This is a genomic window from Rhizobacter sp. P3_B12 (assembly GCF_056402895.1).
In genome coordinates, this window is sequence record NZ_JBFUGN010000268.1 from 1 (window position 1) to 6,871 (window position 6,871).

4 protein-coding genes and 1 pseudogene are annotated in these 6,871 nt (G+C 64.9%); 2 read left to right on the forward strand and 3 right to left on the reverse strand.

The window, feature by feature from the left end; genetic code table 11:
• From AC1D01_RS15540 to AC1D01_RS15550, 3 genes and pseudogenes are all read right to left on the reverse strand, one after another.
• Positions 1-304 (reverse strand): annotated as a pseudogene (locus AC1D01_RS15540) (hypothetical protein); the annotation flags it as partial.
• Complete coding sequence (locus AC1D01_RS15545; RefSeq protein ID WP_477867718.1) at positions 304-1,311, reverse strand: biotin--[acetyl-CoA-carboxylase] ligase; 1,008 nt, start codon at positions 1,309-1,311, stop codon at positions 304-306. The gene AC1D01_RS15545 and the pseudogene AC1D01_RS15540, both read right to left, overlap by 1 nt.
• Positions 1,312-1,318: 7 nt before the next feature.
• Positions 1,319-1,867: an SET domain-containing protein gene (locus tag AC1D01_RS15550; RefSeq protein WP_477867720.1), complete on the reverse strand. Its 549-nt coding sequence runs from the start codon at positions 1,865-1,867 to the stop codon at positions 1,319-1,321.
• Between the two features lie 126 nt (positions 1,868-1,993).
• Between AC1D01_RS15550 and AC1D01_RS15555 the strand changes: the two genes are divergently transcribed.
• Complete coding sequence (locus AC1D01_RS15555; RefSeq protein ID WP_477867722.1) at positions 1,994-4,672, forward strand: DNA topoisomerase III; 2,679 nt, start codon at positions 1,994-1,996, stop codon at positions 4,670-4,672.
• 130 nt (positions 4,673-4,802) lie between these two features.
• A partial coding sequence (locus AC1D01_RS15560) for a hypothetical protein (protein ID WP_477867724.1) occupies positions 4,803-6,871 on the forward strand: 2,069 nt, incomplete at its 3' end.

The following is a 6,871-nucleotide window of genomic DNA, read 5'->3' on the forward strand; positions in this document are numbered from 1 at the left end:
CACTGCTCCAGCTGCCGGGCGGCAAGGCGCCCTGCAACGCGGACTCGGCGCTCGCGATCTGCGCCGGCGTGTACGGACCTGCCTCCAGGCAGGCCAGCGCCGGCTCGCCCGGGCCGCCGCCCGGGGCCGAGGTCGCGCCCGCCGGCAGGATGTGCACGCTGTCCGCGCGCACCTGGCGCGCCAGCCGTTCCGGCTCGCGGTCCCCCTGCGCGCGCACGCCGACCACGCCGTCGAGCTGCCCCTGCGTCCAGGCCCAGAAGCCCAGGTTCGCCAGCAGCAGCACCAGCACGATCGCACGCAGCATCAGGCGTCCTCGGCCTGCGGGTCGGGCGCGCCGCCGTCGGCCGGCGTCAGGCGCACGCTGACCTCGCCGCTGCCCACTTCGCGCGGGCCGTCGGCGGTGAGCACGCGCAGCATGCCGTTGGCACTGACGCCGTCGGCGATGCCTTCGGCCACGTCGGGCTGCGTGGTCGTGATCGCGCGGCCGCGCAGCAGGTCGCGTGCGGCGAAACGGTCGACGAAGGCGCCGAAGCCGCGCCGGTTGAACTCGATCAGCGCCTTCACCAGCGGCAGCGCCACGCGCGCGAGCGTGGTCGGCGCGGTCAGCGTGGTGTCGATTTCCTGCACGCAGCCGTAGCCGGTGTTCAGCTCGGTGGTGGCGTGCATCGGCTGCACGTTGATGCCGATGCCGATCACCGCCAGCCGCCGCGGACCGGCGGCCACCGTCTCGATCAGCACACCGCCGAGCTTGCGGCCGAGCCGTGCTCCGGTGCTGGCAACTTCGTCGGATCCGGCCTCCATCAGCCACAGGTCGTTCGGCCACTTCAGGCCGATCCGTGGCGCGCTCGCATCGCCCGGCGTGCGCGGGTCGAGCGCCTCGGCCAGCGCACAGCCGACCGCGAGCGACAGCCCCGACCAATCCGGCGGGTTCATCGGCAGCGACAGCGAGAAGGTCAGCGAGGCGACCGGCGCAGCCTTCCAGACGCGGCCCATGCGGCCGCGGCCGCCGGTCTGGTGCTCGGCCACCAGCAGGCAGGGCTGCACGTCGGCGGCGCGGCGGCCGAAGGCGGCGCTCTCGACGCTGCGGCGCACCTGCACCAGCTCGGCCGGGGCCTCGTCGATCGCGCTGATGTTGACGCGGGCACGCTCCAGCAGCGCGGTGTTGGTCGACGAGATGCGCGCGACGACCTCGACGCTCAGCCCCGGCAGCAGCGGCTCGAGCTGCTGCCACAGCGCCTCGGCACCCCAGTGCTGCGGCGACGCCGCGGGCAGCGTGGTGTCGAGGGTGTCGTCTTCGGTGGGGTCGCTCATCGCAGCCTCAGCGCTTCGGGGCGAGCATCGTGCCGCGGCAGTTGCGGGTGCCGCAGCGGCATTCGTATTCCTTCTTCAGCTTCGGCGTGTAGCGCTCGTCGATGATCAGGCCGTAGTCGTAGAACAGTTCCTCGCCCGGCTTGATCGCGCGCTTCGCCTTGATGAACACGCGGCCGTCGATCTCGTCGGATTCGCAATTCGGCGTGCAGGCGTGGTTGATCCAGCGCGCCGCGTTGCCGCCGTACTTGGCATCGATCGCCATCTCGCCGTCGTCGAGCTGGAAATAGAAGGTGTGGTTCGGGTCCTTCGGGTCGTGCGGATGGCGGCGCAGCGCCTCTTCCCAGGGGATCACCTCGCCCTTGTACTCGATCACGACCTCGCCGCGGGCGATCGGTGCGATCGCGAACACGCCCTTGCCGTGCACGCCGGAGCGGCGCACCTGGATGCGCCGGCCGGCGGCGGCCGCCTGGCCTGCGGCCCGCACGGGGGTGGGCACGGGGGTCGGTCCGGACCGAGGGGTGGACCGAGGGGACTTGGCGGTGCCGGCTTGCGTCATCGGTTTCTTTGGGTACATTGAATTCATGGGTGCGCGCGCGTGCATGCGTGTGCGTGCATGCGCGCGAGAAGCCCGGATTGTAGAGAGCACGCGCCGACCCCGGCCGAGCCATCACCAGAAAGTCCCATGAGCAAGTCACTGATCATTGCCGAGAAGCCCTCCGTCGCCCAGGACATCGTGCGTGCGTTGACGCCCACCGCGGGCAAGTTCGAGAAGCACGACGAGTACTTCGAGGGCGAGCACCACATCGTGACCTCGGCCGTCGGCCACCTGCTGGAGATCAAGGCGCCGGAGGAGTTCGACGTGAAGCGCGGCAAGTGGAGCTTCGCGAACCTGCCGGTGATCCCGCCGCACTTCGATCTGAACCCGATCGACAAGAGCAAGGGGCGGCTGAACGCGATCGTCAAGCTGGTCAAGCGCAAGGACGTCACCGACCTGATCAACGCCTGCGACGCGGGGCGCGAGGGCGAGCTGATCTTCCGGCTGATCCAGCAGCACGCGAAGAGCAAGCACCCGGTGCGCCGGCTGTGGCTGCAGAGCATGACGCCGGCGGCCATCCGCGACGGCTTCGACAACCTGCGCAGCGATGAAAGCCTGCAGGGCCTCGCCCAGGCGGCGCGCAGCCGCTCCGAGGCCGACTGGCTGGTCGGCATCAACGGCACGCGGGCGATGACTGCGTTCAACTCGCGCGACGGCGGCTTCTTCCTGACCACCGTCGGCCGGGTGCAGACGCCCACGCTGTCGATCGTCGTCGAGCGCGAGGAGAAGATCCGCAAGCACGTCTCGCGCGACTACTGGGAGCTGAAGGCCACCTTCGCGGCGCAGGCCGGCGAGTACGAGGGCAAGTGGTTCGACCCGAAGTGGAAGAAGAACCCCGACGACGCCGAGCAGCGCGCCGACCGCCTGTGGAATGCGGCCGATGCGAACGCGATCGCCGAGGCGGCGCGCGGCCAGCCGGCCAGCGTGACGGAGGAGGCCAAGCCCAGCACGCAGAGCGCGCCCGGCCTGTACGACCTCACCACGCTGCAGCGCGAGGCCAACGGCCGCTTCGGCTTCAGCGCAAAGACCACGCTCAGCATCGCGCAGGCGCTGTACGAGAAGCACAAGGTGCTGACCTACCCGCGGACCGACAGCAAGCACCTGCCGGAAGACTATGTCGCCGTCGTGAAGGACACGATGCAGATGCTGGCCACCGACGACCTGCCGGGCCCGCTGCGCCCGCTGTCGGCGCATGCGGCGAAAGCGCTCAAGGAAGGCTACGTCAAGCCGAACAAGCGCATCTTCGACAACGCCAAGGTGTCGGACCACTTCGCCATCATCCCGACGCTGCAGGCGCCGCRCAGCCTGACCGAGGTCGAGGCCAAGCTGTACGACATGGTCGTCAAGCGCTTCCTCGCGGTCTTCTTCCCGTCGGCCGAGTTCATGGTCACGACGCGCATCAGCACCGTGAAGACCGCCGGCAAGGAGCACAGCTTCCAGACCAACGGCAAGGTGATGGTGAAGCCCGGCTGGCTCGCGGTGTACGGCCGCGAGGCGCAGGAGGACGACGCCAACCTGGTGGCGGTCGCCGCGGGCGAGCTGGTGCGTACCGAGGACGTGGCGGTCAACCCGATGAAGACCAAGCCGCCGGCGCGCTACAGCGAGGCGACGCTGCTGTCGGCGATGGAAGGCGCCGGCAAGCTGATCGACGACGACGAGCTGCGCGAGGCGATGCAGGAGAAGGGCCTGGGCACGCCGGCCACGCGCGCGGCCATCATCGAAGGGCTGATCCTCGAGAAGTACATGCACCGTGAGGGCCGCGAGCTGATCCCGACCGCGAAGGCCTTCCAGCTCACGACGCTGCTGCGCGGCCTGGGCGTCGAGGACCTGACCAAGCCCGAGCTGACCGGCAACTGGGAATTCCAGCTGTCCGAGATGGAGAAGGGCAAGCTCAGCCGCGAGACCTTCATGGCCGAGATCGCGGCGATGACGCAGCGCATCGTCGCCAAGGCCAAGGAGTACGACCGCGACACCATCCCCGGCGACTACGCGACCCTCAAGACGCCGTGCCCGAACTGCGGCGGCGTCGTGAAGGAGAACTACCGCCGCTTCACCTGCGTGGGCACGAACGCGGCCGAGGACAACGGCTGCGGCTTCTCGATCAGCAAGATCCCCGGCGGGCGCAGCTTCGAGCTCGACGAGGTGGAGCGCTTCATCGCCGACAAGAAGATCGGCCCGCTCGAAGGCTTCCGCTCGAAGGCCGGCTGGCCGTTCACGGCCGAGCTGAAGCTCGCGTTCGACGACGAGATCAAGAACTGGAAGCTGGAGTTCGACTTCGGCGAGGACGCGAAGAACGCCGAGGCGGGCGAGCCGGTCGACTTCTCCGACCAGGAGAGCCTGGGCCACTGCCCGAAGTGCCAGGGCCGTGTCTTCGAGTTCGGCAGCTCCTACGTCTGCGAGCACGCGGTCGGCGCGCACATCACCTGCGACTTCAAGAGCGGCAAGATCATCCTGCAGCAGCCGGTGGCCCGCGAGCAGATGAGCAAGCTGCTCGCCACCGGCAAGACCGACCTGCTGGAGAACTTCGTCTCGAACAAGACGCGGCGCAAGTTCAAGGCCTTCCTGGCCTTCGACAAGAAGGAGGGCAAGGTCAGCTTCGAGTTCGAGCCGCGCGCCGCGAAGCCGCCGGCCAAGACGGCCGGCAAGTCGGCGGCTGCGAAGGCCGGGGCGCCTGCGCCGGAAACCGAGGCCCAGGCCCCGGCCCCGGCTGCGGCTGCGGCAAAAGCGCCTGCCAAGAAGGCGGTTCGCAAGATCGCGAAGAAGTGACCGCGATGCTGTCCGCCGGAGTCCGGCGGACAGCAGGCGACCAACGCCTCGTCAGGGTGCATCTGTACTAGGGATGAGTGCCACAGGGCTGTGACCAAGGAGGTTGTTTCCTCTGCTTGGCGGCCCGCTCATGTCCAACGTCCATCGTTTCAGCTCCCAAAGACCCTCGTTGCCTCCGGTGCGCCGTCGCGACGACAGGGCAAGCCACACGCCCGCCGACGCGATCCTGCCGGCGCGGACTTCGGCGCTCATTCCGCGTGCGCCCGATTCCACGGGCACCTTGGATTTGAGCCAGGTGCCACCGAGCGCCCTGTGGTTGCTGGACGCGACGGTGCGAGAGAACCTGCCAGCGTGGAGCGAATCGGTCCGCACCATCATCTTTCCAGCCGGTATGGCCCTCGTGCCGGAGGGAGTCAAATGCTTGACCCACCTGGCTCGCGTCGAACTGCCGAACTTCAAGGGCAAGCGCGTTGATTTGCGGATGTCGCAACCACAACCGCTGCAAATTGCGATTGGAGTTGAATCCGCGACCACCGGTATCAGTTTCTTGATTCCCGAGAGGTGCGAAGTCAGCTGGATGGATGAACACGTCCGGCCAGCGTGGTCGACCGTTGAATTCGACGAGAACGGAATACCTGGGCAGGCGACTCACCATGGCTTCATTCGAAAACAACTGGAAGCGGGCGTCGATGCGACGACAAGCGTGCTCGAAAATATGATGGATGAAGTGGCTTTCGCCAGGATGCAGAAGCATCCCAGATTCAGCGCACGCTCCGAACTCTCACCGGTCAAGGACATGCTGTGCATGTGTGAGGTGCAAACAGGTTATCCGCTTGCGCAACAGGCGGCCCAACATGGAAGTGACATGTTGGCGAGGCTGGTTCGCTTCATTCTCGCGAGAGATGCCGCGCCGATCGCCAAGCAGAGGTTTTTGATCGCCGCGATGCAGCCTGACAACGTCATGGTTCCCTGCGAAGCGGCCAGGAAATTGCCAGATGCCATTGATGGAATACTCAAAAATTTTCCAAAATGTCAGATCAACAGAGATATTATCCGTGCATCCGTCAGCTTGTTTCCCAGAACTCCCGGCGGGAGCCCMGAATTTCACGAACTATTTCGAGCAACCGATTCCTTGCCATTCCGGGAATTCGTCGACCTTGTGGTTCATGCGTCGAAATGCCACGAAGACATGGACATCTTGTTCTGCCAGGATCATGCCGGCAGAACCATTTTCCATATTGCTGCCGAAACTGGAGAAACAGGCAATATCATTTATCTGATCGAAAAAATTTCCCGCAAACCATGGGCGAATTCCGGGGGCGAGATCAGCAACATCCTCTTCCTCGGAGAAGTACTTGAAAAGAAGACAAGGAATGGGGACACTGCGTTCTGGCATGCTGCCGCACGTGGCGAGGATGCAGGCCCATGGATTCAATCCCTGATGAAGGCAATTGGCACCATGGTGGGATCCAGCGATGTCATTCCTCGCGAACTGAAACGACCTGGCCGTCAGAAGTTGATCAGTCGCTTGGACAAAAGACAACGGCAAATAATCAATAATATTGGGGGGGAGAAGGAAATCAGGAAAAAGTTGTTGAGTCTGGGCAGAACCAATCTTCGAAAACAAGAAGATTCAGTAGAAAAGACAACCCTGCTGATAGGGCTGCTCAGGATCGATCGGCCGCGTGTTGCCGATGCGACAGTCCTCAAGAATGCGATAGAGCGCTTCATCATCACCCATGAACCAGAGGCAGAACATCAGGATATCATTCGTGTCGTGACCGACGTCCTGACCTTCTGCGGTGAAGGGATGACCGCCCTTCACGGTTACGCCAAGGGCAACGGCTCCGATAGCGAATTCGATGGCTTCATGGCCGCCATGCTCATCCTCGCCTCATCTGAGACGCTCTCGCAAAGCGAATTCACCAAGTACTTGCTCTCGAAAGATGCAGGCGGCGCTACGGCTCTGCATCAATTTGCCCGCTCCAGGGGGCGCCTGGCGACCTTCCTCACGACATTGTTGAGGTTTCCCGCGAAATTCTCGCTGACCCCCCTTTGGTGCGCCAGAGACGCTTCCAGGTGCACCCCGTTTTGGGCTGTCGTTCAGAGTGCGAATCTGTCGTCGTTCATTGAATTTATTGTCTTGATGAAGAGTGATACTCGAGAATTAAATATCGACGAGCAGCAGAAGGCCAGTCT